At 71.9% G+C, this 24742-nt stretch carries 24 protein-coding genes and 1 pseudogene; 10 read left to right on the top strand and 15 right to left on the bottom strand.

Translation table 11 applies throughout. The features are described from left to right. Positions 1 to 366: 366 nt before the first annotated feature. Positions 367 to 1008, bottom strand: a complete 642-nt coding sequence (locus ACPXCS_RS29730; protein ID WP_425945758.1) for a DNA-3-methyladenine glycosylase — start codon at positions 1006 to 1008, stop codon at positions 367 to 369. 145 nt (positions 1009 to 1153) lie between these two features. Here ACPXCS_RS29730 and ACPXCS_RS29725 point away from each other — a divergent pair, with 145 nt between their 5' ends. The 3 genes from ACPXCS_RS29725 (at position 1154) to ACPXCS_RS29715 (ending at position 3246) form a co-directional block, all read left to right on the top strand. Next, the gene (locus tag ACPXCS_RS29725) at positions 1154 to 1936 is read left to right on the top strand and encodes a sporulation protein (RefSeq protein WP_344542743.1); all 783 of its coding nucleotides are present in this window, start codon (positions 1154 to 1156) and stop codon (positions 1934 to 1936) included. A gap of 52 nt (positions 1937 to 1988) precedes the next feature. After that, entirely contained in the window at positions 1989 to 2528 is a 540-nt protein-coding gene (locus tag ACPXCS_RS29720; RefSeq protein WP_425945757.1) for a YbhB/YbcL family Raf kinase inhibitor-like protein, read from the top strand. Between the two features lie 211 nt (positions 2529 to 2739). After that, positions 2740 to 3246 carry an HNH endonuclease gene (locus ACPXCS_RS29715; RefSeq protein WP_425945756.1) on the top strand — a complete coding sequence of 169 codons (507 nt, stop codon included), beginning with the start codon at positions 2740 to 2742 and terminating at the stop codon, positions 3244 to 3246. 82 nt (positions 3247 to 3328) lie between these two features. Here ACPXCS_RS29715 and ACPXCS_RS29710 read toward each other — a convergent pair whose 3' ends face one another. The 3 genes from ACPXCS_RS29710 to ACPXCS_RS29700 all read right to left on the bottom strand — a co-directional run bounded on the left by ACPXCS_RS29710 (position 3329) and on the right by ACPXCS_RS29700 (position 5744). Continuing rightward, complete coding sequence (locus ACPXCS_RS29710; RefSeq protein WP_397626739.1) at positions 3329 to 4288, bottom strand: SPFH domain-containing protein; 960 nt, start codon at positions 4286 to 4288, stop codon at positions 3329 to 3331. Between the two features lie 132 nt (positions 4289 to 4420). Further along, a complete protein-coding gene (locus ACPXCS_RS29705; protein WP_425945755.1) occupies positions 4421 to 4852 on the bottom strand; it encodes an NfeD family protein in 432 nt (143 codons plus the stop codon). Positions 4853 to 4946: 94 nt separating this feature from the next. Further along, on the bottom strand, positions 4947 to 5744 hold the full coding sequence (locus ACPXCS_RS29700; RefSeq protein ID WP_425945754.1) for an ABC transporter ATP-binding protein: 798 nt from the start codon (positions 5742 to 5744) through the stop codon (positions 4947 to 4949). 161 nt (positions 5745 to 5905) lie between these two features. Between ACPXCS_RS29700 and ACPXCS_RS29695 the strand changes: the two genes are divergently transcribed. Next, positions 5906 to 6691 (top strand): hypothetical protein, encoded by a 786-nt coding sequence (locus ACPXCS_RS29695; protein WP_425945753.1) that lies wholly within the window; start codon positions 5906 to 5908, stop codon positions 6689 to 6691. A gap of 199 nt (positions 6692 to 6890) precedes the next feature. Here the strand turns inward: ACPXCS_RS29695 and ACPXCS_RS29690 are convergent, their stop codons facing one another. From ACPXCS_RS29690 to ACPXCS_RS29680, 3 genes are all read right to left on the bottom strand, one after another. Beyond that, positions 6891 to 7133: a chaplin gene (locus ACPXCS_RS29690; RefSeq protein WP_425945752.1), complete on the bottom strand. Its 243-nt coding sequence runs from the start codon at positions 7131 to 7133 to the stop codon at positions 6891 to 6893. A gap of 157 nt (positions 7134 to 7290) precedes the next feature. Further along, positions 7291 to 7932 carry a response regulator gene (locus ACPXCS_RS29685; protein ID WP_425945751.1) on the bottom strand — a complete coding sequence of 214 codons (642 nt, stop codon included), beginning with the start codon at positions 7930 to 7932 and terminating at the stop codon, positions 7291 to 7293. Continuing rightward, positions 7925 to 9070 carry a GAF domain-containing sensor histidine kinase gene (locus ACPXCS_RS29680; protein WP_425945750.1) on the bottom strand — a complete coding sequence of 382 codons (1146 nt, stop codon included), beginning with the start codon at positions 9068 to 9070 and terminating at the stop codon, positions 7925 to 7927. The genes ACPXCS_RS29685 and ACPXCS_RS29680 overlap by 8 nt, the downstream gene beginning before the upstream one ends. 276 nt (positions 9071 to 9346) lie before the next feature. On the opposite strand from ACPXCS_RS29680, the gene ACPXCS_RS29675 reads away from it, so the two are divergent. From ACPXCS_RS29675 to ACPXCS_RS29665, 3 genes and pseudogenes are all read left to right on the top strand, one after another. Beyond that, the gene (locus ACPXCS_RS29675; RefSeq protein WP_425945749.1) at positions 9347 to 10045 is read left to right on the top strand and encodes an SDR family NAD(P)-dependent oxidoreductase; all 699 of its coding nucleotides are present in this window, start codon (positions 9347 to 9349) and stop codon (positions 10043 to 10045) included. 636 nt (positions 10046 to 10681) lie between these two features. Then, positions 10682 to 11334 (top strand): annotated as a pseudogene (locus ACPXCS_RS29670) (S-adenosylmethionine:tRNA ribosyltransferase-isomerase); the annotation flags it as partial. Between the two features lie 240 nt (positions 11335 to 11574). Beyond that, positions 11575 to 12288: a transglycosylase SLT domain-containing protein gene (locus ACPXCS_RS29665; RefSeq protein ID WP_425945747.1), complete on the top strand. Its 714-nt coding sequence runs from the start codon at positions 11575 to 11577 to the stop codon at positions 12286 to 12288. 91 nt (positions 12289 to 12379) lie between these two features. Here ACPXCS_RS29665 and ACPXCS_RS29660 read toward each other — a convergent pair whose 3' ends face one another. Then, positions 12380 to 14908, bottom strand: coding sequence for an FHA domain-containing protein (locus tag ACPXCS_RS29660; RefSeq protein WP_425945746.1), 2529 nt, complete (start codon positions 14906 to 14908; stop codon positions 12380 to 12382). Between the two features lie 242 nt (positions 14909 to 15150). On the opposite strand from ACPXCS_RS29660, the gene ACPXCS_RS29655 reads away from it, so the two are divergent. Both ACPXCS_RS29655 and serB read left to right on the top strand, forming a co-directional pair. Next, positions 15151 to 17490 (top strand): streptophobe family protein, encoded by a 2340-nt coding sequence (locus tag ACPXCS_RS29655; protein ID WP_425945745.1) that lies wholly within the window; start codon positions 15151 to 15153, stop codon positions 17488 to 17490. Positions 17491 to 17653: 163 nt separating this feature from the next. Next, a complete protein-coding gene (gene serB, locus ACPXCS_RS29650; protein WP_425945744.1) occupies positions 17654 to 18880 on the top strand; it encodes a phosphoserine phosphatase SerB in 1227 nt (408 codons plus the stop codon). Positions 18881 to 19040: 160 nt separating this feature from the next. On the opposite strand, the gene ACPXCS_RS29645 is transcribed toward serB, so the two are convergent. The 4 genes from ACPXCS_RS29645 to ACPXCS_RS29630 form a co-directional block, all read right to left on the bottom strand. After that, positions 19041 to 19559, bottom strand: coding sequence for a SixA phosphatase family protein (locus ACPXCS_RS29645; protein WP_425945743.1), 519 nt, complete (start codon positions 19557 to 19559; stop codon positions 19041 to 19043). Between the two features lie 65 nt (positions 19560 to 19624). Further along, a complete protein-coding gene (locus tag ACPXCS_RS29640; RefSeq protein WP_425945742.1) occupies positions 19625 to 19831 on the bottom strand; it encodes a hypothetical protein in 207 nt (68 codons plus the stop codon). A 237-nt stretch (positions 19832 to 20068) separates the two neighbouring features. Then, positions 20069 to 20185 (bottom strand): SGM_5486 family transporter-associated protein, encoded by a 117-nt coding sequence (locus ACPXCS_RS29635; RefSeq protein ID WP_097215821.1) that lies wholly within the window; start codon positions 20183 to 20185, stop codon positions 20069 to 20071. Between the two features lie 118 nt (positions 20186 to 20303). After that, positions 20304 to 21740 carry a CynX/NimT family MFS transporter gene (locus ACPXCS_RS29630; protein ID WP_425945741.1) on the bottom strand — a complete coding sequence of 479 codons (1437 nt, stop codon included), beginning with the start codon at positions 21738 to 21740 and terminating at the stop codon, positions 20304 to 20306. 80 nt (positions 21741 to 21820) lie between these two features. Here ACPXCS_RS29630 and ACPXCS_RS29625 point away from each other — a divergent pair, with 80 nt between their 5' ends. Then, entirely contained in the window at positions 21821 to 22513 is a 693-nt protein-coding gene (locus ACPXCS_RS29625; protein ID WP_425945740.1) for a FadR/GntR family transcriptional regulator, read from the top strand. Here the strand turns inward: ACPXCS_RS29625 and ACPXCS_RS29620 are convergent. From ACPXCS_RS29620 to fabG, 3 genes are all read right to left on the bottom strand, one after another. Next, a complete protein-coding gene (locus tag ACPXCS_RS29620; RefSeq protein WP_425945739.1) occupies positions 22491 to 22841 on the bottom strand; it encodes a hypothetical protein in 351 nt (116 codons plus the stop codon). The genes ACPXCS_RS29625 and ACPXCS_RS29620 overlap by 23 nt on opposite strands. Positions 22842 to 23001: 160 nt before the next feature. Further along, the gene (gene fabI, locus ACPXCS_RS29615; RefSeq protein ID WP_086854510.1) at positions 23002 to 23769 is read right to left on the bottom strand and encodes an enoyl-ACP reductase FabI; all 768 of its coding nucleotides are present in this window, start codon (positions 23767 to 23769) and stop codon (positions 23002 to 23004) included. A 5-nt stretch (positions 23770 to 23774) separates the two neighbouring features. Beyond that, the gene (fabG, locus tag ACPXCS_RS29610) at positions 23775 to 24494 is read right to left on the bottom strand and encodes a 3-oxoacyl-[acyl-carrier-protein] reductase (RefSeq protein ID WP_425945738.1); all 720 of its coding nucleotides are present in this window, start codon (positions 24492 to 24494) and stop codon (positions 23775 to 23777) included. Positions 24495 to 24742 lie beyond the last annotated feature (248 nt).

Genomic DNA, 24742 nt, shown 5'->3' with positions numbered 1-24742 from the left:
CGCTGTTGAGTTCTCAAGGAACGGTCGCTTCCTTTGTACTCACCCTCTCGGGCTTTCCTCCGGGCGCTTCCCTTCGGCCTTGCGTTTCCGACTCTATCAGATCCTTTTCCGATCCGATTCCCTGTCGGCGGGAATTGCCTTCCGGCCTGGGCTTTCGCCCGTCGGCCTTTCGACATTCACTACGTTAGCCGATTCGCTGTCCAACTCATAATCGAGTCTGTCGGCGTCGAATTCAGACGTGCGGGCACGCAGAATTCACCCCTGTTGAGGGGGTAGCTAGGTAGTGGTTTGGCCGCTTCCGGCTGCAGGCGAACGCCGTACCCGGTTCAGCGGCTCGGGATACATTACGCATCCCGCCTGCACGCGTCAACTTCGGCGGCGCCGCGGGACATGGGCCCTGTAGGGGCTGACCGTCGGGTCGTCGGCGACCCAGAAGCGCCAGGGGTGCACGGCCCCTTCGCCGGCGACTCCGGTGCGCGGACCGTTGCGTACCTGGTCGGAGGGCACGGGGGTGCCGGTCAGGATGCGCAGGGGGGTGTCCCCTGCGGTGCACGCGTCCGTGCCGTCGAGGGAGCGGTCCACGTCCAGGGCCGTGGCCAGCCGGGCCGGGCCTTTGGCCAGTTCCTTGTCGTTGCGGGCCGAGAGTCGACGGGTGCGGGCCAGTTCGGCGCCCTCGATGATCTCGCCGGCGCGCAGCAGGACCGCGCTCGCCCGGCCCTCGGGGCCGCACACGAGGTTCATGCAGAACCACATGCCATAGGTGAAGTAGACGTACACGTGTCCGGGTGGGCCGAACATCACCTCGTTGCGGGCCGTGCGACCGCGATACGCGTGGGAGCCGGGGTCGTCGGCGCCGTCGTAGGCCTCGACCTCGGTGAGGCGGAGGGCGATCGGACCGTCCGGGGTGGTGCGGACCAGGATGCGGCCGAGGAGGTCGGGCGCGACATCGAGGACGGGCCGGTCGAAGAACTCCCTGGGCAGGGGCGTACGGTCGGGGGTCGCGATCATGCCGTCCGAGGGTACTGGAGACGTGTGGTGCGGCGGGGTGGCCCGTGGGCGCCGGCCTTGCCAGGCTGAGGGAGTGGAACCGGCCACGGTCGGATCGCGTTTAGAGGGATCAGGGATCCACCCGTAGTGGGCGAGAGGGAGAGACATGGCGTTCAAGAAGCTGCTCGCGAGCCTGGGGGCCGGCGGGGCTTCGGTCGAGACGGTGCTGCACGAGGTCAACGTCGTGCCCGGCGGTGTCGTCCAGGGTGAGGTGCGGATCCAGGGCGGGTCCGTGAACCAGCAGATCGAGGGGCTCTCGGTCGGGCTGCAGGCCAAGGTCGAGGTGGAGAGCGGCGACCAGGAGTACAAGCAGGACATCGAGTTCACGAAGTCGCGCCTGGGTGGGGCGTTCGAGCTGCAGGCGAACGCGGTGCACGCGGTGCAGTTCGGGCTGGAGATCCCGTGGGAGACGCCGATCACGATGATCGACGGTCAGGCGCTGCGCGGCATGAACATCGGGGTGTCCACGGAGCTGGAGATCGCGCGGGCGGTGGACTCCAGTGACCTCGACCCGGTGAACGTGCATCCGCTGCCGGCGCAGAAGGCGATCCTCGACGCGTTCATCCAGCTGGGCTTCCGGTTCAAGAACGCGGACATGGAGCGGGGTGTGATCCGGGGCACGCGGCAGAAGCTGCCGTTCTACCAGGAGATCGAGTTCTTCCCGCCGCAGCAGTACCGGGGGCTGCACCAGGTGGAGCTGAGCTTCGTGGCCGACGAGCACGCCATGGACGTGGTGCTGGAGATGGACAAGAAGCCGGGGCTCTTCAGCGAGGGCAGCGACACCTTCCGCTCGTTCCAGGTGGGCCTGAACGACTACCAGGGCACGGACTGGACGGCGTACCTCAACCAGTGGCTCTCCGAGGTCGGCAGCAAGCGCAACTGGTTCTAGGACAGGCCCTAGGCTCGGGGTCGACTGCAAGAACCGATCAGGAGGTACCGAGGTGACCGAGCTCAAGCGGCGGCCGCTCCCCCACGACTTCCATCCGCCCGTGCCCTCGTTCACGGTGACGAGTGAGGACGTCAAGGAAGGGGCGACGCTCAAGGACGCTCAGGTCTACGCGGCCGGCAACACCTCGCCGCAGCTGCGGTGGGAGGGCTTCCCGCCCGAGACCAAGAGCTTCGCCGTGACCTGCTACGACCCCGATGCCCCGACGGGCAGCGGGTTCTGGCACTGGGTGCTGTTCGACATCCCGGCTTCGGTGACGGAGCTGCCGGTGGGTGCGGGCAGCGGCAAGTTCGAGGGGCTGCCGGAGGGCGCGATCCACGCCCGTAACGACTACGGCAGCAGGGACTTCGGCGGGGCGGCGCCGCCGGCCGGGGACGGGCCGCACCGGTATGTGTTCACCGTCTACGCGGTGGACCAGGAGAAGCTCGGTCCGGACGCGGACGCGTCGCCCGCGTTCGTGGGCTTCAACCTGCGGTTCCACACGATCGGGCGGGCTCAGCTGATCGGCGAGTACGAGGTGCCCGCCGAGAGCTGAGCCGGTCGCCCGCGCGATCCCGGAGTTCATGGAACGTTTGCCCGCTCCTGGTCTTGGAATTGATCAGGAGCGGGCATTTTTGTTGCCGGGGGTCGCGGGAGTCACCTCCCGTGGGAGCAGCAGATATTGCGTTGTCCATCTCGGCGTGCCCGGCCAGAGTTGATCCCAGCCCGCCAGGGGGTGGGCCGGTGCACACGGGAGGTGGGCTGGTATGCGGGACACGCTGGTACTCAACGCGAGCTTCGAGCCGCTGTCGACGGTGACGCTGAACCGAGCCGTCGTTCTGGTGCTTCAGGACAAGGCCGTCGTCGAGCAGGCCCACCCCGAACTGCGGATGCGGGGAGCCGCGGTCGACATACCGGCGCCGCGTGTGATCAGGCTCTGCCAGTACGTACGGGTGCCGTTCCGAAGACGAGCTCCGTGGTCGAGGCGGGGTGTGCTGGTCCGGGACCGGAACCGGTGCGCGTACTGCGGCAGGCGGGCGACGACCGTGGACCACGTGGTGCCGCGGTCGCAGGGTGGGCAGGACACGTGGCTGAACACGGTGGCCTCGTGCGCCGAGGACAATCACCGCAAGGCGAACCGGACTCCGGAGGAGGCCGGGATGCCGCTGCTGCGGCAGCCGTTCGAGCCGACTCCGGCGGACGCGATGCTGCTGGCGCTGGGGCAGGACGACTTCGACGCGCTGCCGGACTGGCTGGCCCAGCCGGCCGCCTGACCGGCCCGCGTGCCCGGCCCGCGTGAAGGGGGCCCGCTTCTCGGCGAAGCGGGCCCCCTTCATGTGCTGCCTGTGCGCGAGGTCAGTCGATGGACGGCTTCTCGCGGCGCTCCTGCGCGGGCACGTGGCCGCCGGACGCGCCGCCGTTGCCGCCTGAACCTCCGCCAATGCCGCCGAAGTTGCCCATCGCGCCGGACAGGCCCTTGAGGGCGTCGCCGATCTCGCTGGGGACGATCCAGAGCTTGTTGGCGTCGCCCTCGGCGATCTTCGGGAGCATCTGCAGGTACTGGTAGGAGAGGAGCTTCTGGTCCGGGTCGCCGGCGTGGATGGCCTCGAAGACCGTACGGACGGCCTGGGCCTCGCCCTCGGCGCGCAGGGCGGCCGCCTTGGCCTCACCTTCGGCGCGCAGGATCTGGGACTGCTTCTCGCCCTCGGCGCGCAGGATCTCGGACTGCCGGACACCTTCGGCCTGGAGGATCGCGGCGCGCTTGTCGCGGTCGGCGCGCATCTGCTTCTCCATCGAGTCCTGGATGGAGGTGGGCGGCTCGATCGCCTTGAGCTCGACGCGGTTGACGCGGATGCCCCACTTGCCGGTGGCCTCGTCGAGGACGCCGCGCAGGGCCGCGTTGATCTCCTCGCGGGAGGTCAGGGTCCGCTCCAGGTCCATGCCGCCGATGATGTTGCGCAGCGTGGTGACGGTGAGCTGCTCGATCGCCTGGATGTAGCTGGCGACCTCGTAGGTCGCGGCCCGCGCGTCGGTCACCTGGTAGTAGATGACGGTGTCGATGTTGACGACCAGGTTGTCCTGGGTGATCACCGGCTGCGGCGGGAACGGCACGACCTGTTCGCGCAGGTCGATGCGGTTGCGGATGGTGTCGATGAACGGGACGACGATGTTGAGGCCCGCGTTGAGCGTTCGCGTGTAGCGGCCGAACCGCTCCACGATGGCCGCGCTGGCCTGTGGGATGACTTGGATCGTCTTGATCAGGGCGATGAAGACCAACACCACCAGAATGATCAGGACGATGATGACCGGTTCCATCGTCGTTCCCCGTGTCCCTTCTCCGCTGCGGCGTCTTCGGCAGATCTTATGGTTGTCGAAGATCTTGCTGGTCGAGTCTGACAGACCGTCGCGTAGCTGGCGAGGAGTTCACTCCAGTTACGTCGTGCGAGGTCACATGACGATCGCGGTGGCTCCCTCGATGTCCACGACGTCCACTTCCTGGCCTGCTTCGTACGCGCGGTCGGTGTCGAGGGCGCGGGCCGACCAGACCTCCCCGGCCAGCTTGATCCGGCCGCCGGAGCCGTCGACGCGTTCCAGGACGACGGCTTGTCTGCCCTTCAACGCGTCCACGCCGGTGGCGAGTTGGGGGCGCTGGGAGCGATGCCGGTTCGCGATGGGCCGGACGACGGCGATGCCCGCGGTCGAGATCACGGCGAAGACGGCCACCTGGGCGACGGCTCCGCCGCCGAAGACGCCGGTGACCACCGCCGCGGCGATGGCGCCCACCGCGAGCATGCCCAGTTCCGGCATCGCGGTGATCACCAGTGCGATGCCGAGCGCAGTCGCGCCGATCAGCCACCACAGCCATGCGTCGATGTCCACGTGGTCATCGTAGGACCGAGTCCCCTGTCGCCGACAGGGCGCCCAGCGTGTGAAATGCCGTTGCGGCGGCGGGATTTGCGGGATGTGGGCCGGGTCAGGACAGCGGAAAGCCCTGGGCGGTCCAGCGCTCGCCCACCTGTTCGACGACGAGCGGGAGGCCGAAGCAGAGGGAGAGGTTGCGGGAGGTGAGTTCGAGCTCCAGCGGGCCGGCGGCGAGGACCTTGCCCTGGCGGATCATGAGGACGTGGGTGAAGCCCGGCGGGATCTCCTCGACGTGGTGCGTGACCATGAGCATCGAGGGGGCGATGGGGTCGCGGGCGAGGCGGCCGAGGCGGCGGACGAGGTCCTCGCGGCCGCCGAGGTCGAGACCGGCGGCGGGCTCGTCGAGCAGCAGCAGCTCGGGGTCGGTCATCAGGGCGCGGGCGATGAGGGTGCGCTTGCGCTCGCCCTCGGAGAGCGTGCCGAACCTGCGGTCCAGGTATTCGCTCATGCCGAGGCGGTCCAGGAAGGCGCGGGCGCGTCGCTCGTCGACCTCCTCGTAGTCCTCGTGCCAGGTGGCGGTCATGCCGTAGGCGGCGGTGAGGACCGTCTCCAGGACCGTCTGGCGCTTGGGGAGCTTCTCGCTCATGGCGATGCCCGCCATGCCGATGCGGGGGCGCAGTTCGAAGACGTCGGTGCCGGGGCGGCCGAGGGTCTCGCCGAGGATGGTGGTGGTGCCGGAGCTCGGGTAGAGGTAGGTGGAAGCGAGGTTCAGGAGGGTGGTCTTGCCGGCGCCGTTCGGGCCCAGGATGACCCAGCGCTCGCCCTCCTTGACCGACCAGGAGACCTGGTCCACCAGAGCCCGGCCCTCGCGGACCACGGATACGTCCTGAAGCTCCAGAACATCGCTCATGAGCGCGTTGTCTCCCCTTGCAGTGTGGCCGGTCTCGGCTGTCGCGTACGCCTGTGGCTCGGTCCGCCGCGCCGGTGGGCGCAGCCCTCCATGAAATCTACGCCACTGGTCGGCCCGGGCATTCCCTCGGTCCGGTCCTTGGAGGGTCCTAGGGTGGAAGCATGCTCACGGAACCGCGCGCTGGACGTCTCGCAGCTTGGGGAAATGCCCTTTTGGCCGGACTTGTCTCGCCGGATGACGCCGTGCTCGCCATCGTCGGCGAGGACGCGGTGCACCGGGTGGAGGGGCTGCCCGGTGAGCCGGGGCAGGTCGGGCTGACGCTGGCGCTGGGGCGGCTGCGGGCGCGCGGCGTGACCGGGCTGCGGGTGGCGCTGCCGGCGCCGGGGCATCCGCTGGGGCTGAGCGGGCCGCCGGAGTTCAACGCGCGGGCGCTGGAGGCCGAGGAGGCGGTGGTCTGTCACGGGGCCGCCCTCGGACTGGTGCCGGACGTGTACGAGGCCGGGCCCGAGCATGTGCGGGACGAGGTGGTGTGGCATGTGCTGCCCGTGCGGGAGGCGCCGCCGGCGGACGTGCCGTCGCTGAGTGAGGCGGAGCGGGAACTCGCGGAGGCCCTGCGGGACGCGACCGAGGTGCTGACCCGGCTGGACGTGGCCGGGTCGGGGCCGGTGGCGGAGGCGGCGGTCGACGCGTACCGGGCCCGGGCCGAACGGGGACGTGAGGTGCTGGCGCCGGGGTATCCGCCGCGGGCGGTGCGGGTGCTGGAGCTGGCGCAGCGGGTGGGGACGCTCATCACCGTGGCGACCGAGAGCGGCCATGGGGGTGCGGTGAGCGCGGCCGAGATCTCCGCGCGGCGGGAGGCGCTGCGGCCGGTGGAGCGAACGGCTCGGCGGGCGCAGGTCGCGGCGTACAACTCCGTTGTGGAGGAGCGGGAGCGGGGAGTGCGGTGAGGTTGCGCGGTGACGGGGGGTGAGTCGTGCCCGGCGTCGCGGCTGGGGTCACGGCGTTGCGCGACCCGGCGCTGCGGGGTGCTGCTGCGCCCACCCGTGCCGCCCTTGGCGGCACACATGCCCGCAGCTGAGCCGACCGGCCTCCCAGGTGTTACTGGGAGGCCGGTGTCACCTCCGGCTCGGAGACGGAGGCGGAGCGTCAGTGGTTGACGGCGAGGTTGCCGAAGGCCGGGTTCAGGATGCCCACGACGTTCACGCTGTTGCCGGAGACGTTGACCGGGACGTGCACCGGGGCCTGGATGACGTTGCCCGAGCCGACGCCCGGGGAGCCCGCGGCCTGGCCGTCGGCGTGCGCGCTGGTGGCGGAGGCCATGCCCGCGCCCGCGGCCAGCAGGCCACCGGTCACCATCGTCACGGCCGCCGCCTTCTTCAGGTTCTTCACTTCTGAGCCCTCCTTGCGATTGCCGCGGCAGGCGCCGCGGCACGCACTGGAGAACGGCGGAGATCCATCGAGGATGCGCCATATGGGGGACGTTCCCACGACAGTATGAATCTCTGTTTGGAACGCAACCTTCCGTGTTGCCGTGGGCCTGAGCGTGTCAGCCCGTCACGCCATGGCGAACGGCCCACAGGGCGGCCTGCGTCCGGTCGGCCAGGTCGAGCTTCATCAGGATGTTCGAGACGTGGGTCTTGACGGTCTTCTCGGAGAGGACGAGGGCGCGGGCGATCTCCCGGTTGGAGCGGCCGTCCGCTATCAGGCCGAGCACCTCGCGCTCCCGCTCGGTGAGGGAACCGCCTCGGCCGGAGCCGGAGTTGGACTCCTCCTGGGAGAGCAGCGCACCGGCGACCTCCGGCTGGAGCAGGATGTGCCCGGCGTGCACCGAGCGGATGGCTCCGGCGAGGGCGTCGGGGTCGACGTCCTTGTACACGTACCCGGCGGCGCCCGCGCGCAGGGCCGGGACCACCGTGCGCTGTTCGGTGAAGCTGGTGACGACCAGCACGCGCGCGGGGTTGTCCAGCTCGCGGAGTCTGCGCAGGGCGTCGACGCCGTCCATGCCCGGCATCTTGACGTCCATGAGGATGACGTCGGGCCGCAACTCCTCGGCGCGGTCGACTCCTTCGGCGCCGTCGGCGGCCTCGCCGACGACCTCGATGTCGTCCTGCACCTCCAGGAACGTGCGCAGGCCCCGGCGGACGACCTGGTGGTCGTCGACGAGCAGGACCTTGATCGCGTCAGCCACCGGGGACCTCCATCTCGATCGTGGTGCCCTTGCCGGGCGCCGATTCCACCGTCAGTGAGCCGCCGGCGCCGCTCGCCCGGTCCCGCATCGAGACCAGGCCGAGGTGGCGCCCGGCGTGCCGGACGGCCCGCGGGTCGAAGCCGCCGCCGTCGTCCGCGACCCGCAGGACGGCGCCTGCGCCGCGGCGCTCCAGGGTCACGTCGACGTGGTCGGCGCCGGAATGGCGCAGGGCGTTGTGCAGAGCCTCCTGGGCGACGCGCAGGACGGCTTCCTCCTGGGAGGCGGGCAGGGCCTTGACGCCGTGGGCGGTGAAGGTCACGCGGGCGCTGTGGGCGCGGTCGAGGACCTGGATCTGTGTGCGCAGGGTGGCGACCAGGCCGTCCTCGTCGAGTGCGGCCGGGCGCAACTCCACCACGGCCGCCCGCAGTTCGTCGGCGGCCTCGGCGGCGAGGAGCGCCACCTGCTGCAGTTCGCCCTTGGCGCGGGAGGGGTCGCGGTCCACCAGCCGGGCCGCCGCCTGGGCCGTCAGGCGCAGCGAGAACAGCTTCTGGCTGACGGCGTCGTGCAGTTCGTGGGCCAGGCGTGAGCGCTCCTCGGCGATGGTGAGTTCGCGGCTGCGCTCGTAGAGGCGGGCGTTGGTGAGGGCGATCGCGGCGTGCTGGGCGAGGATGCCGAGCAGTTCCTCGTCGTCCTCGGTGAAGCCGCAGCTGCCCTCGGGCTTCGTGCAGTTCTTGTTCGCGAGGAACAGGGCGCCGATCACCTCGTCGCCGTCCCGGATCGGCAGGCCCAGGAAGTCGACCAGGTCGGGGTGGGCCTTGGGCCAGCCCTCGAAGCGGGGGTCCTTGCGGACGTCGGCGAGGCGCTCGGCCCTGGCCTCGTGCAGCATCGCGGCGAGGATGCCGTGCTGGCGCGGGAGGGGGCCGATGGCCTTCCACTGCTCCTCGCTGACGCCGTCGACGACGAACTGGGCGAAGCCTCCGTGGTCGTCCGGGACGCCGAGCGCCGCGTACTGCGCGTCGAGCAGCTCACGGGCCGAGGCGACGATCGTCTTGAGGACGTCGCGCACCTCGAGGTGCCTGCTCATGGCCAGCAGCGCGGAACTCACCGCGGCGAGGCCGGACCGAGGACCGTGGCTCATGTCCTCACGGTACCGGCGGGCTGTGACACCGCGGATCGGACCGGTGGCCGCTGGTACCCGTCCGCTGGGCCTAGGTCGCGGGAAGGAGGCGCGGCGGGGACGGCCCAGGGCCCGGGTCCCAGGGCCGGGGGCGGGCCGTCTCCCGGCCTAGGCCCGGGGACGGTGGGCCGGTGGCGTAGGGCGAAGGGACCCGATGGGTTGCTCCCCGCGGCGGAGGCGGTCCGGGCGGCGGTGTTCCTACGTTGAGGGCACTTCGATCACGAGGAGGGAGCGATCATGCCGGTTGCGATCATCACCGGGGCCTCGAAGGGACTGGGCCGGGCGCTCGCCGAGGCCCTGGCGGAGCGGGGCTGGGACCTGGTGCTCGACGCGCGGGGGGCACAGGCCCTGGCGGAGACGGCGTGGGCCCTCTCCGCGCACGGCACGCGGGTGAGGGCCCTGCCGGGGGACGTCGCGGACGCCGCCCACCGGTCGGCGCTGGTCGAGGCGGCGTGGCGGCTGGGCGGGCTCGATCTGGTGGTGCACAACGCGAGTGCGCTGGGCATCGAGCCGCTGGTACGGCTGGAGGAGCTGCCCCTTCCGGGGCTGCGGCGGGCGCTGGAGGTGAATCTGGTGGCCTGCCTGGGCCTGGTGCAGGAGGGACTGGCGCTGCTGCGGGCCTCCGAGGCGGGCACGGTCGTCGTGGTCAGTTCGGACGCGGCGGCGGAGGCGTACGAGACGTGGGGCGGCTACGGGGCGTCGAAGGCGGCCCTGGACCAGCTCGCGGCGGTGCTCGCCGTGGAGGAGCCGGGGCTGCGGGTGTGGGCGGTGGACCCCGGGGACATGGACACGGACCTGTACGCGGCCGCCGTGCCGGAGGACCGGGAGCCGCGGCCCGCGCCGGAGACGGTGGTGCCGGGGTTCCTGCGGCTGCTGGACGAGCGTCCGGCGAGCGGTCGGTACGCGGCCGCGGCCCTGGTGGACGGCTCCGTGTGACGCTCGCGCAGGCGTGTGCCGGATGAGCTGTCGTCGGCAAGGGTGCCGGCCGGGCAGCGGGGACCCGGGCCGGAACCGGGACGCCGTACGGCTGCCGGTGTCACGGGGTACCGAGGTGGCCCGCGACCCGTGCGCGGAGCTGCCGCGGCTGTTGCGGGCCGGGGGTGCGCTCGTGGTCAGCACCCCGGTCACGTCGGCGGCGGCCGTCGACGGGTGGGCGGGGCACGCGCGCGTGGTGGTGTGCTTCTCCACGCGCGGGGACAGCGGCCGCTGGGCGGTGGAGCCGCGGGAGCCCGATAGGCCCGCACGCGCGCGTGCGGGCGGGCGAGCCCGCGGGGAGTGAGGTGTGCCTGCCCGCTGGTGTGCGGCTGATGCTGGAGGAGCCGCTCAGCGGGCGCGCAGTGAGCGGCTGTGGCGGGCTGTGGCGGGCTGTGGCGGGACGCAGTGAGCGGCCGTGGGGGGGCAGCGGGCGCAGTGAGTGGGCCGGGGGGAAGGCTCAGGGGGCGCAGTGGGCCGTGGGGAGGGCTCAGCGGGCGCGGTAAGCGGCCGTGGGGAGGGCTCAGCAGGCGCGGTAAGCGGCCGTGGGGAGGGCTCGGCAGGCGCAAAAGGCGGCCGTAAGGGGCGCGGGTACACCGGGCGGGGATACCGGGGCTGCTGCGCGAGCGCGGGCGGTCCCTTCGCTCCGCGTGCGCGGAGCGAAGGGACCAGCCGCTGTCCGTCCACCGGACGGTGTTCGCGCTGCCGTCGGCGGACGGGGCGGGCAGTGCGGAGACGCCGAGTGCGGCGCGGCCCTTCACGGCGCGGCTGGTCGCGGAGCTGGTGAGCCGGGGGGGTGTGCTTCGCGCCGGTCACGCTGCACACGGGGGTGGCGTCGGCGGAGGCGCACGAGCCGCCGTATCCGGAGCGGTTCGCGGTGCCGGAGGCGTCGGCGCGGCTGGTCGGCGCCGCGAAGACGGGCGGGGGCCGGGTGGTGGCGCTCGGGGCGACCACGTGCGGGCCGGAGGTCGGCGGTGGGGTCCGTCCATCCCGCACGCGCGCGTACGGGATGGACGGACGGACTTCGTCCTCATGCCGGAGCGCCGGGGGCGGGTGGTGGTCGGGCTGCTGGCCGGGGCTACGAGGCCGCGGCGCAAGGCCGCCACCTGTGGCACGAGTTCGGGGACCTGCCCCCCTCGTACGACCCTGAAAGGGCCTCACATAGAGCATCGCTTGTGCAACAAGCGGTGAGAACGCAGGAGCCCCGGTGTGAGCCCGCGCATAGGGCGCACGTCACGTACGAAAGTGCATAGGAGACAAAGGCTCCCCTATTGAGCGGCGCGGATCGTCCAATCTGCCCCTATTTGCCCCTCCCTGATCCACTATCTTCCTTCGTACGTCACACCTTTGCCACGCCATTTTGCGGCCGCTAAGAATTGCTCTCGTCGCTCAGCGCCGTGGGTTCTGCCCCGCGGCGTTCGTGTCGGAAACACACCGAGTCCAACGCCGGACGCCGAGCGACTCCCGCGCTATTCGAAGAGGTCCACACCAGCATGCCCAAGAACATCTTCAGCCGTGCTCAGAGTCGTAGCCTGACCCGTCACCACAAGATCGCCATGGCGGGTGTCGCCACCCTGGGTGCCGCCGCCATCGGCTTCTCCGCGGTGCCCAGCGGCGCGTCGACGACGACCACGACCGAGGCCGCTCAGCCGGCTGCGGTGGCGTTCAGCACCGAGCAGATCAAGGACGTCAAGGCGAGCGTCACCGACCAGATGGCCGGTGCGAGCGTGAAGGCGGAGCAGATAGCGGCCAAGAAGAAGGCCGAGGCCGCTGCCGCCGCCAAGAAGAAGGCCGCCGCCGAGGCGGCGAAGAAGGCCGAGGCCGAGCGCAAGGCCAAGGAGGCCGCGAGCCGCGCCGCCAAGCGCGCCGCCGCCAAGAAGAGCTACCCGAACAACCTCGACGGCTGGATCCGCGAGTCCCTCGACGTCATGAAGAAGCACGGGATCCCGGGCTCCTACGAGGGCATCAAGCGCAACATCATCCGCGAGTCCTCGGGCAACCCGCGCGCGATCAACAACTGGGACATCAACGCCATCAACGGCATCCCGTCGAAGGGCCTGCTGCAGGTCATCCCGCCGACCTTCAAGCACTGGCACGTCCCCGGCACCTCCTGGGACATCTACGACCCGGTAGCCAACATCACCGCCGCCTGCAACTACGCGGCCGACAAGTACGGCTCGATGGACAACGTCGACAGCGCGTACTGAGGCTGGCGCGGGCCTCTGCTTCGCTGAACGAACGCCGAAGGGCGGCACCCTCCTGACGGGGTGCCGCCCTTCGGGCGCGGTGAGGCGGAACCTACTTGCGCATGACCTCGGGCTCGTGGCGGCGCAGGAAGCGGGCCACGAAGAAGCCGCAGATCACACCGAGCACGAGCAGCGCGCCCATGTCCATGGCCCAGGCCCCGGCCGTGTGCTCCCACAGCGGGTCGGTGTCACCGGCCGTCTCGGGCGGGCTGATCTTGTTGAAGTCCAGCGTGGCGCCGGCCGCGGCGACCGCCCAGCGCGACGGCATCAGGAACGAGAACTGGTTGACGCCGATCGAGCCGTGCAGCGCGAACAGGCAGCCGGTGAAGACGACCTGGATGATCGCGAACATCACCAGCAGCGGCATGGTCTTCTCTGCGGTCTTCACCAGCGAGGAGATGATCAGGCCGAACATCATCGAGGTGAAGCCCAGGGCCATGATCGGCACGGACAGCTCCAGCAGCGTGGCGCTGCCGAAGATCAGGCCCTCCTCGGGGATCTCCCGGCTGGAGAAGCCGATGACGCCGACCAGCAGACCCTGCAGCACGGTGATCATGCCGAGCACGAACACCTTCGACATCAGGTACGCCGAGCGGGACAAGCCGGTGGCGCGCTCCCGTTCGTAGATGACCCGTTCCTTGATCAGCTCGCGGACCGAGTTCGCCGCGCCGGCGAAGCAGGCGCCGACCGCGAGGATCAGCAGGACCGTGGTGGCCGTGCCGTTCGGGATGATCCGGCCGGTCTGCGGGTTGGCCGGGTTCGGCAGCAGGCCCTTGTCCGCGTCGATGAGCAGGCTCACCGCGCCGAGCACGGCCGGCAGGATCACCATCAGGGCCAGGAAGCCCTTGTCGGACGCGATCACCGAGACGTAACGCCGGACGAGCGTGACGAACTGGGACATCCAGCCCTGTGGCTTCGGCGGCTTCATCGCCTGCATCTGCGGAACCTGTACGGACTGCGGCGCCACGGCGTCCAGGTCCGCGGCGTACATCTGGTAGTGCTGCGAGCCCTTCCAGCGGCCCGCCCAGTCGTAGTCGCGGTAGTTCTCGAAGGCGGAGAAGACGTCGGCCCAGGTGTCGTAGCCGAAGAAGTTCAGCGCCTCCTCGGGCGGGCCGAAGTACGCGACCGAGCCGCCGGGCGCCATCACAAGCAGCTTGTCGCAGATCGCCAGCTCGGCCACCGAGTGGGTGACGACGAGGACCGTACGGCCGTCGTCGGCCAGGCCGCGCAGCAGCTGCATGACGTCGCGGTCCATGCCCGGGTCGAGGCCGGAGGTCGGCTCGTCCAGGAAGATCAGCGACGGCTTGGTCAGCAGCTCCAGGGCGACCGAGACGCGCTTGCGCTGGCCGCCGGAGAGAGACGTGACCTTCTTGTCCTTGTGGATGTCGAGCTTGAGCTCGCGCAGCACCTCGTCGATGCGGGCCTCGCGCTCGGCCGCCGTGGTGTCGGCGGGGAAGCGCAGCTTGGCCGCGTACTTGAGGGCCTTCTTGACGGTCAGCTCCTTGTGCAGGATGTCGTCCTGCGGGACCAGACCGATGCGCTGGCGCAGCTCGGCGAACTGCTTGTAGAGGTTGCGGTTGTCGTAGAGGACCTCGCCCTGGTTGGCGGGCCGGTAGCCGGTGAGCGCCTTGAGCAGGGTCGACTTGCCGGAGCCGGACGGGCCGATGACCGCGATCAGCGACTTCTCCGGGACACCGAAGGAGACGTCCTTGAGGATCTGCTTGCCGCCGTCGACCGTGACGGTCAGGTGCCGGGCGGAGAAGGACACCTCACCGGTGTCGACGAACTCCTCGAGGCGGTCGCCGACGATCCGGAACGTCGAGTGGCCGACGCCGACGACGTCGGTCGGGCCGAGCAGCTGCGAGCCGCCCTTGGCGATCGGCTGGCCGTTGACGTACGTGCCGTTGTGCGAGCCGAGGTCACGGATCTCCATGCGCCCGTCGGGCGTGGCGTGGAACTCGGCGTGGTGCCGGGAGACCTGCAGGTCGGAGACGACCAGCTCGTTCTCCAGGGCACGGCCGATGCGCATCACACGGCCCAGCGAGAACTGGTGGAACGTGGTCGGGCTGCGGTCGCCGTAGACCGGCGGTGCCCCCGCGACACCACCGGGACCCTGCTGCTGCGGGATGTGCGCCGCCGCCTGCTGCGACTGCTGCCAGCCAACCTGCGGGGCCTGCTGCTGCGGCGGCGTCTGCGGGGCCGGGGCCTGCGGCGCCCAGCCCGGGTTCGCGCCCTGCGCCGCGTACGGCTGCTGCTGGGGCTGGGCCTGCGGCGCCGCGACGGAGGCCGCCGCGCCGGACAGGTTCAGGCGCGGGCCGTCGGTCGCGTTGCCCAGGTTGACCGCCGAACCGGGGCCGAGCTCCATGTGATGGATGCGCTGCCCCTGCACGAACGTGCCGTTGGTGCTGCCGTGGTCCTCGATGACCCAACTGCGGCCGTTGAAGCTGACCGTGGCGTGACGCCAGGAGACCCTGGCGTCGTCGAAGACGACGTCCCCCTGCGGATCGCGTCCGAGGGTGTATGACCTGGACGGATCGAGCGTCCAGGTACGTCCGTTTGATTCCAGTACGAGTTCCGGCACTCCATGCCCCACTGAGTTGTCCCCCGAGTTATCCCCCGACATGGGGAGTCTAGGGATGTCGAACATCGGGGGGAACTATTTCAGGAGCGGCCCCCTGACCGAAAGTCGGGCCTTGTGAAGAGGGCGCGCCGACGCATCAGCCGATTCCGTTGACGGGGTTGAAAACGGGCCGGAGAGTGGTATTTCGACGCGAGGGGGACATGCGCGGTGTTCCCGCCGCGGAGCGGATCGGGGGGTCTGCCATGGGTGCTGCGACCGGTGTGGAACCGGCGAGGAACGGTGCGCGCGTGCCGTGGGGGGACGTCGTGATGTCCGCCGTCGCCGCGGTGAGCTGGGCGTTGATCGGGATGGCGGGGACGGCGGCGCTGGGGCTGCGGCTGCTGGAGGCCGACGCGGCGGGCTCGTCGGGGCCGATGACCGCGGCGGTGGTGGCGCTCGCGGCGGGCGGGTCGGTCACGCCGTCCGGGGACGTGTCGGCGTTCGGCCTGTCGGGCGCGCAGGCGGATACGGCCATCGAGATCACGCCACTGGGGGTGAGCCTGGTCGGGGCGGTGCTGCTGTCGTGGTTCTTCCTGCGGTCCTTGCGCGCGGCGGGAGTTGTGGTCTCACCGGCCGAACTCGCCGCGCGGGCGGGTGCGATCGTCGCGCTGTTCGTGGCCATGCTGGGCGGGCTGGCGTGGGCGGGGCACGATGTCATCACGATCGACGGCGGGTCGCTGGGCCTGGACGACGTGCCCGGCGGGGGCGGGGGCGTCGAGGTCCCCGGGCTGGGGGACATCGGAGGGCTGCTGCCGGACCGGCTCGGCGAGCTGGTCGACGCGCAGGCGGCGGTCGGCTTCACGGTGGACACGGCACCGACCCTGCTCGGCGGGCTCGGCTGGTCGGCCGGGATCCTCCTCATCGCCCTGCTGGCCTCCCGCCGCACGCCGCTGCCGCCGGGCTGGGACGCCGTGCACCGGGTGGTCAGGCCGGCGGTGTCCGCGCTGGTGACGGTCCTGCTGGTGGCCGTGGCGGCGGGGCTCGCGGCGGCGGCGTACGCGGCGGTCGGCGACGAGCATCCGCGCCGGATCGCCGGAGCGGCGCTGCTCGGGGCGCCGAACGGGGTGTGGCTGGGTGTCCCGCTGGGCCTGTTCGTGCCGTGGGACGGCCGGGCCACGGGCGCACTGATCCGCTTCCTGCCCGACCCCCTGGACGACCTGCTCGGCGCCGGCACGGGCCGGCCGGTGACCTTGGGGCGGCTGGCCGAGCTGGACGGGCGCGTGTGGCTGCTGGCGGTGGCGGCAGGGCTGATGATGCTGCTGGCCGGGGTGCTGACGGCGGTCCGGACGCCGGTCGTGCCCGACGCCCCCGGCCGGCCGGGCGCCCTCGCCTTCGCGGGCCGCTGCGCGCTGCGGCTGGGGGCGGCGACCGCGCTCGCCCTGCCGCTGCTGGCCTGGCTGACGGACGTCTCCGTGACCGCGTCCCTGTCCATCCTCGGCTTCGACGCGTTCGGCGCGGCCATCGCCCTGCACGGCGACCTCGGCATGGCCCTGCTGCTGGGCGCGGTGTGGGGCGCCGGGGCCGGGGGCGCGGGGGCGCTGCTGGCGTGGGCGTGCGGGGTGCCGGGGCGCTCCGCGGCGGTGCGCGCACAGGGCGGGGCGGGCCGCGGGGCGGGGGTCTCGGGCGGCGTGTACGGGGCGGGCGCCGGGTTGACGGCGGGGCCCACGGCGGGGCCGGGAGCGGGTGGTCCGGGGTGGGCGTACGACGGGGGTGCCGGGGGCGGTGACGGAGACGCCGGGGGCGGCCGAAAGGACGGTGGGGACGCGAGTGTCCGTGGGGTTGCGCGTATCGGTGAGGGCGGAAGCCCGGGCGGTGGCGGGAGCGCCGGGCAGGTGGGGGCAGGGGGCGGGACGGTGAGGCCGGGGTACGACGGGAACGCCGGGTGGCCCGGACCGCAGCCGGGTCGGACAGGGCCGCCTGGGGTGTTTCCCTCGCCCTCGGGGCACGCCGAGGGTCCCGGGGCGTCCGGGCCGCACACCGTTGACGAGGCAAGGGGGCGGGCCCGGCCGGGAGCGGCCACCACGCCCCCGGGAGACGGCAGGAGTGCCGGGGCGTCCGGCCCGGAAGTCGCAGGTGAAGGAGCGGGGCGGGCGGGAACGGCCTCGTCGGGCTACGGCACCGGAGAGGCCGGGAGCCGGGGTGCTCACCGGGGTGAACAGGCATCGCCCGGCGAGGAATCCGGGCCGTACACGCCTGGCGTGCCGTACCGCCCACCGAACCCGGACACCAACCCGTACCTGCGGGTGCCGGACGGATTGCGGGAGCCGGAGGACGCCCGGCCCGGCGACGCTCGGCCCAGCGGCGCTCGGCCCAGCGGCGCTCGGCCCAGCGGCGCTCCGCCCAGCGACGGCTCCGACACCCCGGGCGACGGTGACATCTACGGCGCCCCCACCGTCGTCCGGCCCGTCGGACCCCCGCCGCGCGGCCCGCGCCAGTCTCCCGGGCCCGGGAACGGGAACGGTCCGCCCGCCCGGCCGGACGACGGGCCGCCACCACCGCCGCCGCCTCCCCCACCGCCACGGAAACCCCGCGGCGGAAGGTGAGGCCGCCCGGTCCTCGCCGCTCCCCCGGCCGCGGCCGCACCGGTCCCGGCCCCACCACCTGGGACGTAAGTTTCACGCCACTCACCCGACACCCACTGTTCCCTGTCCGCCAGACGGACCTCACGGGCGGTGGGCGCCGCCCGCCGGATACGGTGGAACCACCATGAGCGCTTCGCAGACCTCGACTTCCGATGTCCCTGCCGACGTCCCCACCCTGCTGGTCAAGATCTTCGGCAAGGACAGGCCCGGCATCACGGCCGGCCTCTTCGACACCCTCGCCGCCTACTCCGTCGACGTCGTCGACATCGAGCAGGTCGTCACCCGTGGCCGAATGGTGCTGTGCGCGCTCGTGACCGAGCCGCCTCCCGGCCTCGAAGGAGATCTGCGGGCGACCGTCCACAGCTGGGCCGAGTCGATGAAGATGCAGGCGGAGATCATCTCCGGGCTCGGCGACAACCGGCCGCGCGGCCTGGGCCGCTCCCTGGTCACCGTGCTCGGGCACCCGCTCACCGCCGAGGCCACCGCGGCGATCGCCGCGCGGATCACGAAGACCGGCGGCAACATCGACCGTATCTTCCGGCTCGCCAAGTACCCGGTCACGGCGGTGGAGTTCGCCGTCTCCGGCGTGGAGACCGAGCCGCTGCGCACCGCCCTGGTGACCGACGCGGCGAAGCTCGGCATCGACGTGGCGGTGGTCGGCGCCGGCCTCTACCGGCGCGCACAGCGCCTGGTGGTCATGGACGTCGACTCCACGCTCATCCAGGACGAGGTCATCGAGCTGTTCGCCGCGCACGCCGGCTGCGAGGACAAGGTGGCCGAGGTGACGGCCGCCGCGATGCGCGGGGAGCTGGACTTCGAGCAGTCCCTGCATGCGCGCGTGGCGCTGCTGGAGGGCCTGGACGCCTCCGTCGTGGACAAGGTGCGCAGCGAGGTGCGTCTGACGCCGGGCGCCCGCACGCTGATCCGCACGCTGAAGCGACTCGGCTACCAGGTGGGGGTCGTCTCGGGCGGTTTCACACAGGTCACGGACGACCTGAAGGAGCGGCTCGGGCTGGACTTCGCGCACGCCAACACGCTGGAGATCGTGGACGGCCGGCTGACGGGCCGGGTCACCGGCGAGATCGTCGACCGCGCGGGCAAGGCGCGGCTGCTGCGCCGGTTCGCCGCCGAGGCGGGTGTGCCGCTGTCGCAGACGGTGGCGATCGGTGACGGGGCGAACGACCTGGACATGCTGAACGCGGCCGGTCTGGGGGTGGCCTTCAACGCCAAGCCGGTGGTGCGCGAGGCGGCGCACACCGCGGTGAACTTCCCCTTCCTCGACACGGTCCTGTACCTGCTGGGCATCACGCGCGAAGAGGTCGAGGCGGCGGACACCGTCGAGACGGTCTGAGACGTCCCGCAGGCCCGGCACCCGGTTCCGGCACCCGGGCCCGGCACCCGCAAGGCCCGGCGCCGGACACGCCGGGCTCCTCGCGTGCGGAGTCACGCGACGCGGTCAGCCGCCCCGGCCCGGTCCGCTCACGCGGAGCGGGCGGAACGGGCAGAGCGGGTCACTCGGCCGGTGCCCAATAGTCCCGCAGCGTCGCCAGGCCGGGCTCCAGGCTCTTCCAGGAGCCCGTGAACGTCAGCACGGCGAAGGCGGCGGCCGGGAACCCGCGGCGGGCCATCCGCTCACGGGCGTCGCCCTCGGCGGAGCCCGCCAGGACGTCGGCGAGGCCCTGGATGCCCGGGTTGTGGCCGACCATGAGGAGGTTCCGCGCGTCGTCGGGGGTCTCGTTGAGCACGGCGATCAGCTCACCCGGCGAGGCCTCGTAGATCCGCTCCTCGTAGATGGTTTTCGGCCGCTGCGGGAACTCCTGGACGGCGAGCTTCCAGGTCTCCCGGGTCCGGACCGCGGTGGAGCACAGGGCCAGGTCGAAGGGGATGCCGGTGTCGGCGAGCCTGCGCCCGGCCTCCGCCGCGTCCATACGGCCCCGGTCCGCGAGCGGACGCTCGTGGTCGGTCACCTGCGGCCAGTCGGCTTTCGCATGGCGGAAGAGGACAATCCTGCGGAGTTCTGCGACGCTCATGAGATCCAGCTTCGCATGAAACACGCCACGGGGCGCAGGGAGTTGACCGGCGGCTGCGGCCGTGCTCAGCGGGCTGTCAGCTGCTGTATCCGCTCGAAGAGGTGGGTGATCGCGGGATCGCCCGCGGCCGCGTGGGCGTCGGACGGGTGCAGGATCAGCAGGAGCAGGGCGGTGAAGGCGAGCGCGGGCAGGGCGAGGGCCCACCAGGGCAGGCGGCTGTCGGCACCGGCCCGGGTCGCCGGGTGGGGCCGGGTGTGCACAGGAGCCGACATGTCTGCCTCCGCTCTTCGGGGGGTCGGTGACCCGCCTGGCGTGGTCACACCTCGAAGCTACGGAATGCGCGGGCGTCAACCCATCCGGTGATCCACCCACTTGACCCTGAGCCTCACCCCCTAGGGGACGGGGGGTTAGCCCCACCATGGGGGCTGCCGGTCCCACCGTGCGTGCCGGCCCCGTCGGGCACGCCGGTCCCACCGTGCGTGCCGGCCCGCCGGCCGCGCGGGCGCGGGTCAGGGCGAGGCGATGGTCGCGATGACGGCGATGACGATGAAGATCGCGAAGAAGGCGCCGAACACGAGCAGCATCTTCTTCTGACCGTGCTGGGGATTCGGGTCGAGCACTGGCATGGGGCAAGTGTCCCACCCGCCGCGCGCGCCGGGCGCCCCGGGGTCGCTTCGGGCGCGCCGGACACCCCGGCGTGGCACCGGGACACCCGGCACGGCGTCGAGCGACCCGGAGTGCCGCTCAGCCGCGCGCCTCGTCCTCCACCGTGCGGTCCCGGCCCGCCACGAACCCGACCACCATCTGCGGGACCATCAGGGCGCTCATCAGCGCGATCGGCAGCCCCCAGCCGCCGCTGTGCTGGTAGAGGACGCCGACCAGGAGCGGTCCCGGGATGGAGATGAGGTAACCGGTGCTCTGGGCGAACGCCGACAGCTGGGCCACGCCCGGGCCCGTCCTGGCCCGCATGCCGACCATGGTCAGGGCGAGCGGGAAGGCGCAGTTCGCGATGCCGAGCAGCACGGCCCAGGCCCAGGCGCCGGCGGCGGGCGCGAGGTACAGCCCGGCGTAGCCGGCGAGGCCGCAGACGCCCAGGGCGAGCACGATCGGGCCCTGGTGCGGCAGCCGCGTGGCCAGGCGGGGTATCACGAAGGCGAGGGGCACGCCCATGACCATGGTGACGGCCAGCAGCAGCCCCGCGGTGCCGGCGGGGACACCGGCGTCGCGGAAGATCTGCGCCATCCAGCCCATGGTGATGTAGGCGGCGGTGGCCTGGAGCCCGAAGAAGACGGCCAGGGCCCAGGCGGTGCGGCTGCGGGTGATCCGCAGCGGCGGGGCCGCCCCACGCGCGGGTTCCGCCACGCGGCTGCCGCGGGACTCGGCGGCGTCCGGTGCGGGCCCGTCGCCGTCGGTCCCGGGCTCCCCGGCCCGCTCCCCCGCTCGGCCCTCCGCCCCGGGCCCGGGTGCCGTGGCGCGTCCCCGGACGAACGGCAGCCACGGCAGGACCGCCGCGACCGCCGGCGCCGCCCACAGGGCCAGACCCGACTGCCAGTTGCCGCCGAGCGCGTCGGTCAGGGGCACGGTGACCGCCGCCGCGAGGGCGGTGCCCAGGGCGAGGGCCATGGAGTACAGGCCGGTCATGGAACCGACGCGGTCGGGGAACCAGTGCTTGACGATGACCGGCATCAGGACGTTGCTGACGGCGATGCCCATGAGCGCGAGGGCGCTGCCGGCCAGGAAGCCGGCCGTGCCCCCGGCGTACGGCCGCAGCAGCAGGCCGGTGGCGATGGCGGCCATGCCCGCGCAGACCACGGCGCCCGCGCCGAAGCGGCGGGCGAGCCGGGGGGCCATGACGCCGAAGACGGCGAAGCACAGCGGTGGCACGGAGGTGAGCAGCCCGGCCACGCTGCCGCTCATGCCGAGCCCGTCGCGCACCTCCTCCAGGAGGGCGCCGAGGCTGGTGATGGCCGGGCGGAGGTTCAGCGCGGACAGCACGATGCCCGCGACGAGCAGCCGCACCGTCCACGCGCGCGGGGACGCGCCGCCCGGGTCCCGCCCTTCCCGCCCGGCCGTCAGCCGGGTGTCCTGCCCGGCCGCACCGCGCGCGGCCGGGACCGCCGCCGTCCGGGTCTTCGTCGGGGTCTTCGTCCGGGTTTCCTCACGAGCCATGAGGCTCATCATAGAATCATGGGATGATTGACTGTCCATTCCTGTCCGGCCCCCGGACGCCCTCCGGGCCGCCGTTCGTGCGAAGGTGAGCCATGCCCCTGAGCCATCCCCGACGTTCGGCCCTCTCCGAGCAGGTCATCGCCGCGCTGCGGGCCCAGATCACCTCGGGCGAGTGGCCGGTCGGCTCCCGCATCCCGACCGAGCCGGAGCTGGTCGAGCAGCTCGGCGTCGCGCGCAACACCGTCCGTGAGGCCGTCCGCGCCCTCGCGCACAACGGCCTGCTGGACATCCGCCAGGGCTCCGGCACCTACGTCGTGGCGACGAGCGAGCTGGCGGGCGTGATGCAGCGGCGGTTCGCCGACGCCGACCCCCGGCACATCGCCGAGCTGCGTTCCACGCTGGAGTCCTCGGCCGCCCGGCTGGCCGCCGAGCGGCGCACGGAGAAGGACCTCAAGCAGCTCGACGCGCTGCTGCTGCGGCGCGAGGAGGCCTGGGAGTCGGGCGACGCGGAGGCCTTCGTGACCGCGGACTCGACCTTCCACCTGGCCGTGGTGTCCGCCTCGCACAACGACGTGATGACGGCTATGTACGCGGACCTGGGCGAGGTGCTGCGGGACTGGCTGCGCGAGGACGTCGGCGAGGAGCTGACACCGGAGACGTACATGGACCACGGACGGCTGCTCGACGCGATCCGGGCGGGAGACGCGGAGCGGGCCGCGGCGGAGGCCGCGCGCTATCCGTTCCTGTGCCGCCTGGGCGGGATCAGCTCTCCTTCCGGTGGCTGATCCACACCTCGTCGACCTCCTTCCAGCAGCGCCCGGTCAGCCGCACGGTCTGTGCGGGCGCGGTCGCCACCGGCGCGCTGTCGGTGTCGATGTCCCACCAGCGGGCGCACTCGACGTGCAGGCTCACGCGGTCGGGCTCCGGATAGGGGTTGTGGCAGTACGCGGTCACCGTGGAGCCGGTGACCCTGATGCGGCAGGCGGCCCCGAACGGCTCCGCCGGCTTCTGGTCGCCGGCGGGCACGCGCGCGTGGGACACCGCCTCGTACGCCGGGATCAGCACGAGAGCGACGGCGAGGGACAGTGAGGCCGTTCGGCGGGACAAGCGCACAAGGGGACCTCCTCGGCCGTGCTGGGGAGGGGCTCGCGAGGTGAACGCACATCCCACACTGCCCAGTTGCGGCCCGGCCCGCCCGGCCTGCTGAGCCGAACGGGTGACGCCCCGCTCCCCGCGCGTGCGGGGGACGGGGCGTCGGCGGCGTACGGGGAGGTCAGGCGCCGATGGCGTGCAGACCGCCGTCCACGTGGATGATCTCACCGGTGGTCTTCGGGAACCAGTCGCTCAGCAGGGCGACGACGCCGCGGCCGGCCGGCTCCGGGTCCTTCAGGTCCCACTCCAGCGGGGAGCGGGAGTCCCACACGGACGCCAGCTCGCTGAAGCCCGGGATGGACTTGGCGGCCATGGAGCCGAGCGGGCCGGCCGAGACCAGGTTGCAGCGGATGTTCTGCTTGCCCAGGTCACGGGCCATGTAGCGGCTGGTGGCCTCCAGGGCGGCCTTGGCCGGACCCATCCAGTCGTACTGCGGCCAGGCGAACTGCGCGTCGAAGGTCAGGCCGACGACCGAGCCGCCGTTCTGCATCAGCGGCAGGCAGGCCATGGTCAGCGACTTCAGGGAGTACGCCGAGACGTGCATGGCGGTGGCGACCGACTCGAACGGCGTGTTCAGGAAGTTGCCGCCGAGGGCGTCCTGCGGGGCGAAGCCGATGGAGTGCACGACACCGTCGAGGCCGCCGAGCTCCTCGCCGACGATGTCGGCCAGGCGGCCGAGGTGCTCGTCGTTGGTCACGTCGAGCTCGATGACCTTGACGGGCTTGGGGAGCTTCTTGGCGATGCGCTCGGTCAGCGTGGGCCGCGGGAACGCCGTGAGGATGACCTCGGCGCCCTGCTCCTGGGCCAGCTTGGCGGTGTGGAAGGCGATGGAGGCCTCCGTCAGCACACCGGTGATCAGGACGCGCTTGCCCTCGAGAATTCCGCTCATGGTGATCAGTGACCCATTCCCAGTCCGCCGTCAACCGGGATGACGGCTCCAGTGATGTACGAGGCGTCGTCCGAGGCGAGGAACCGCACGGCCGCGGCGATCTCCTCCGGCTGGGCGTACCGGCCGAGCGGCACCTGCGACACGATGGCGGAGCGCTGCTCGTCGGTGAGCACCTTGGTCATGTCGGTGTCGACGAAGCCGGGCGCGACGACGTTGAAGGTGATGTTGCGCGAACCCAGCTCCCGGGCGAGGGAACGCGCGAAGCCGACCAGGGCGGCCTTGGAGGCGGCGTAGTTGGCCTGCCCCGCGGAGCCGAGCAGCCCGACGACCGAGGAGATGAGCACGACGCGGCCCTTCTTGGCGCGCAGCATGCCGCGGTTGGCGCGCTTGACCACCCGGAAGGTGCCGGTGAGGTTCGTGTCGACGACCGAGGTGAAGTCCTCCTCGGACATGCGCATCAGGAGCTGGTCCTTGGTGATGCCGGCGTTGGCGACGAGGATCTCGACCGGGCCGTGGGCCTCCTCGATCTCCTTGTAGGCCTGCTCCACCTGCTCGGTGTCGGTGATGTCGCACTTGACGGCGAGGCAGCCCAGGTCGGTCAGGGCCGCCGGGGGCTCACCCGAGCGGTACGTGATGGCGACCTTGTCGCCGGCATCGGCGAATGCGCGGGCGATGGCGAGGCCGATGCCCCGGTTGCCTCCGGTGACGAGAACCGAGCGGCTCAACGGATCACCCTTTCCTTTGCGGTCTGATACTCCGCCCGGGCGCCTGACGACAGGCGGCGATGAGCAGGCGGCTTCCTCGAAAACCTATCGGTCCCGGCACGCCTGCGGACAATCGGGCACCGACAGTGGCGTAGGGGACTCACTGTCGGGTCTCTACAGAAGGCCGCGCTCTCCGCCCCGGAAAGTCGTGGCCCGCGCGCGGGATGGGCGACATGATCGGAGCAGTCACGAAGAACGGCAGCCACGGT

Origin of the sequence: Streptomyces sp. DT190 (genome assembly GCF_049846985.1) — a bacterium.
GTDB lineage: Bacteria > Actinomycetota > Actinomycetes > Streptomycetales > Streptomycetaceae > Streptomyces.
Note: the sequence above shows the minus strand (reverse complement) of the source record. Positions and strands in the feature narration are given on the sequence as shown.

Bases quoted from the DNA above. Each gene is read 5' to 3' on its own strand.
- ACPXCS_RS29730 (WP_425945758.1), bottom strand. From the start codon at position 1,008: ATGATCGCGACCCCCGACCGTACGCCCCTGCCCAGGGAGTTCTTCGAC.
- ACPXCS_RS29725 (WP_344542743.1), top strand. From the start codon at position 1,154: ATGGCGTTCAAGAAGCTGCTCGCGAGCCTGGGGGCCGGCGGGGCTTCG.
- ACPXCS_RS29715 (WP_425945756.1), top strand. From the start codon at position 2,740: ATGCGGGACACGCTGGTACTCAACGCGAGCTTCGAGCCGCTGTCGACG.
- ACPXCS_RS29710 (WP_397626739.1), bottom strand. From the start codon at position 4,288: ATGGAACCGGTCATCATCGTCCTGATCATTCTGGTGGTGTTGGTCTTC.
- ACPXCS_RS29700 (WP_425945754.1), bottom strand. From the start codon at position 5,744: ATGAGCGATGTTCTGGAGCTTCAGGACGTATCCGTGGTCCGCGAGGGC.
- ACPXCS_RS29695 (WP_425945753.1), top strand. From the start codon at position 5,906: ATGCTCACGGAACCGCGCGCTGGACGTCTCGCAGCTTGGGGAAATGCC.
- ACPXCS_RS29680 (WP_425945750.1), bottom strand. From the start codon at position 9,070: ATGAGCCACGGTCCTCGGTCCGGCCTCGCCGCGGTGAGTTCCGCGCTG.
- ACPXCS_RS29675 (WP_425945749.1), top strand. From the start codon at position 9,347: ATGCCGGTTGCGATCATCACCGGGGCCTCGAAGGGACTGGGCCGGGCG.
- ACPXCS_RS29665 (WP_425945747.1), top strand. From the start codon at position 11,575: ATGCCCAAGAACATCTTCAGCCGTGCTCAGAGTCGTAGCCTGACCCGT.
- ACPXCS_RS29655 (WP_425945745.1), top strand. From the start codon at position 15,151: ATGGGTGCTGCGACCGGTGTGGAACCGGCGAGGAACGGTGCGCGCGTG.
- serB (WP_425945744.1), top strand. From the start codon at position 17,654: ATGAGCGCTTCGCAGACCTCGACTTCCGATGTCCCTGCCGACGTCCCC.
- ACPXCS_RS29645 (WP_425945743.1), bottom strand. From the start codon at position 19,559: ATGAGCGTCGCAGAACTCCGCAGGATTGTCCTCTTCCGCCATGCGAAA.
- ACPXCS_RS29640 (WP_425945742.1), bottom strand. From the start codon at position 19,831: ATGTCGGCTCCTGTGCACACCCGGCCCCACCCGGCGACCCGGGCCGGT.
- ACPXCS_RS29635 (WP_097215821.1), bottom strand. From the start codon at position 20,185: ATGCCAGTGCTCGACCCGAATCCCCAGCACGGTCAGAAGAAGATGCTG.
- ACPXCS_RS29630 (WP_425945741.1), bottom strand. From the start codon at position 21,740: ATGATGAGCCTCATGGCTCGTGAGGAAACCCGGACGAAGACCCCGACG.
- ACPXCS_RS29625 (WP_425945740.1), top strand. From the start codon at position 21,821: ATGCCCCTGAGCCATCCCCGACGTTCGGCCCTCTCCGAGCAGGTCATC.
- fabI (WP_086854510.1), bottom strand. From the start codon at position 23,769: ATGAGCGGAATTCTCGAGGGCAAGCGCGTCCTGATCACCGGTGTGCTG.